General features: G+C 52.6%; 3 protein-coding genes. All 3 read right to left on the bottom strand.

Translation table 11 applies throughout. From position 1 onward, the window contains the following. Window positions 1-886, bottom strand: an 886-nt coding sequence (locus H5U08_RS13775) for a glycosyltransferase family 4 protein (protein ID WP_297034180.1), incomplete at its 3' end; no start/stop codon positions are given. A gap of 283 nt (window positions 887-1,169) precedes the next feature. Next, window positions 1,170-2,015, bottom strand: a complete 846-nt coding sequence (locus H5U08_RS13770) for a methyltransferase domain-containing protein (protein WP_297034177.1) — start codon at window positions 2,013-2,015, stop codon at window positions 1,170-1,172. Between the two features lie 38 nt (window positions 2,016-2,053). Further along, window positions 2,054-3,037, bottom strand: coding sequence for a phosphotransferase (locus H5U08_RS19910; protein ID WP_366494596.1), 984 nt, complete (start codon window positions 3,035-3,037; stop codon window positions 2,054-2,056). Window positions 3,038-3,229 lie beyond the last annotated feature (192 nt).

Here is a 3,229-nt window from a genome sequence, read left to right as displayed (position 1 = left end):
AAAACACGGCCATGTCGGACACAGTGCCGAGAAATACGACGTGTCCATTCAAATGATTGGCTGCCACCAGGTCCAGCAGCTTTTGGCGGTAAACGGGATCCCCGTCCCCAGTGATCGCCGCCAGGACCGAGGGCACGGACGCGACCACTCCCGGTAATGCTTCCAGAAAGAATTCGTGGCCCTTGACGGGTCGCAAGGTTCCCGGCACGCCGACGATAGGCCGCTCGATCGGTAAGCCGAGTTGGCGGCGGGCTTCCTCGCGAGTCAGGGTAAGTTCGAAGAACCGGTCTTCCACCGCATTGGGAATAAGTACCGTCTTGCCCGCACAGCTCGATCCGAGCACGTTCTCCCACACAGCCCGGGAGATGACCACAACCCGGTCGGCCAGGGATTCGAGGCACCGCCGCACGGCTTTCCGGCCGCCCGGCCAGGGGTCGTGCATCTCGCCGCCGACATCGTCGAACAGTTCACGGATATGCCAGATACAGGGCACATGGCACCATTTGGCAGCTAATGCTCCGGAAAGGCCGGTCAGCGTGTTCACGTACACCAAACTTGGGCGAAGCTCCCGGATGCGTCGAGCGATTTGCCGGGCGGCCTGCCAGTCCCTGACCCAACGGCGCAGACGCCGGTGCCGGGGCCCCCCGGCCAGCCACTGACCGTGGGGGAGGATTTCGGTCGTGCATCCGCGGGCTTCGTAGTCCGATCGCATGGAGCCATCCTGGGCAAAGATGACGTGCACCTGCGCACCCAATTCCTGCAGGGCCTCAACCACCATCAGCCCGCTGGTCGGCGAGCCGGATGGCTTCGCGGTGGGTTGGAGAAATACGGCCAAATAAGGTGAAACTGCATTAATTTGACGCTGACACTTGAAGTACCCTTGCATTTTATCTAGTGTCTACCTGAATGGGGCTAACGCCGCCACGTCAGGAATTGATCACGTAGTAGCGTCTATGACGGCACGTACTACCGATGGCATTCCGAAAGTGTTTTGTCACAAAGAAAACACTTTGGCGTTCACAAAAAAGGCAACGCATGCCATTACACATTCGAAAATGTTAATTCCGCGCGATCGCGGCGGCTATGGAATAACCAGCATCGCACTTGCACGGCCATATCGCCCAACGCTTGATGCCATGCTCTTGCCACCAAAGCCTTGTTTCGATTCCCTATCCATGCCAAATGCGTTTCACAACCTTTCGAAAGCACGCCGATACTAAAGCCTTGAACGGTATTCCATCCAACCGCATGTCACCCAGATCATCCTGCAACGAGGCCAGGGCATCTAATCGCGTTTTTTTGCATCCCACTACAAATCGCCTATTGCCACGATGATAGTCAGCAAATGCGCTAGTTTTTGGAAAACATGGCTTGATAATTACTGCATCGAACCCCAGCCTGCCCATCAAACTGGCCAGCGCTCCCTTTGTTGGGTGGATGACTATTTTGCCATCTGGGTTCTGTGAATGGGGGGTGTCGCGGGTAAACAATTGGAACGCTGGCGCGACCGACGTCGTAGCTAATACAAGGTCCAGTATCAGAATATCCGCGCACAGCGTATTTACTCCCTCGAAAAACTCAAAGAAACGATACCATGGTAAGTGGTGCACAATCCCAAGAGCTAAAACAACATCCCACTGCTCTCCACAAGCTTTGTGCATGAATTCGAATATATCGCTAGTTACGAAATGATAACGTTCCTTAGCGATATTCCGGTCTTCGAATAGATATATTGCTTGTGCTATCGCCCGGTGTGACGCATCTACCCCTGTATAAGAAGATACCCCCGCTGAAAGACATTCAAGCCCGCATAGTCCGGCATTGCATCCGAGGTCTAAAACACGTTTTTGCGTTAACGTGCCACCAGCAACTGCCTTCAGGACGCTTAGCACAAGTGCGATGCGTGCCCTGTGGCGCTCACCTGAAATAGGGCTGACCGTGACCGGTTTTGTCCCTGCTACCTCCACCTCGTAGTACCATGGAAGGTGTAGGATATCATCGTTTAACCGTTCCATAGCGCACCTCGCGTCGTTCAAGGGTTATCCGGTGCCTATCAAATGTGGGCTCCGATAGTTTCTTCCCAGGACACTCCCCGCAGTAAGTTGGCTAGTAACGTGCCAAAATGGTGACATAGCTGGGGATTTCGTGAATACGAGACCATTCGTCCCAAGACGTTGAAAACACAATAGGCATGCATGATTCTGTCATCCCAATCGAATAGATTACGCGAACGATGGATAAGGGCGGTTTGTGCGGCAAGATTAGCCCAGAGAAGTATGGTTTGATAGGTTATGCAGTGTTCAATCTCGAAGTGCGAGAACCGCGCTGTATCCCAATCAATTATTCCAACTCTGTCGTCGTTAAGTACGACTAAATTGCGGAATTGGAAATCGCCATTCGTAAATAACAATTGCTTATCGCTCGGTTCGACGAGCAAGGGCTCACACCAATGCAGAATCAAGTGAAGTTGGTCTAAGTGTAGCAAACCTCTGGAGCTTAATCGATGAACGTAGGAGTAAATGCGCTGCTGCAGCCTGGGCCCCGACAAAACGTAGTCGGTTACGATCGGTTCCCGGAGTGTATTTGGCCCGAGCGATAGGGTAGAGAGAGCCGTCAAGGCCCTAAAGAATATGTCAAGGTGATGTTGGGTGACCCCGCGCCCACCCCAAGTTGAAGAGTCGGGATCACGGTCGTCGAAAATAGAGGCCAGACTATCCCCGTCAATCCAGGTGGTAAGTGCCCAGTTCTTCTCCCGCGAGAATTCCCCACAAGCGACCAATTCGGGAAACACGAGCTGGTTCTCAAAATGCGCCTGTACGTGTGGGAGCCAATCGCGGAGGAAGAAAAGTCCCTGTTGGGTCGTCAACTTCAGTACAAACAACGACTTTCCATTAGTGACTGTAAAAACCTTACGTGGCTTCAACGTGGACAACAATTGAAGGTTAAGCCGCGACAGTATCCGTTTCCAGCGATACGTAGTCAGAATGTCGCTCAAGGTGGACCTGAGAGTTCTCGCGGCCCTTCTAAAAATGTTCATTGGTCGGGTAATAGCGTCTTTAAGGAGAATGCGCACTGGCATGCCGCTAATGTGCTATGCTACAAAGTAATTTCCGAAGGTTACTCGTTCCTGTGTACGTTATTGCGTTTAGGAAACAAGTTGGTGCGCAATACAGGCACCAAATTTTGGACATCAAAGTCTCACAATTGTATCCACGTGTGCCCACATGTC

The sequence above is a fragment of the Thermogutta sp. genome (assembly GCF_014359955.1).
Classification (GTDB): Bacteria; Planctomycetota; Planctomycetia; order Pirellulales; family Thermoguttaceae; genus Thermogutta.
The sequence above is the reverse complement of the archived record's forward strand: the minus strand, read 5'-3'. Positions and strand labels throughout refer to the sequence as shown.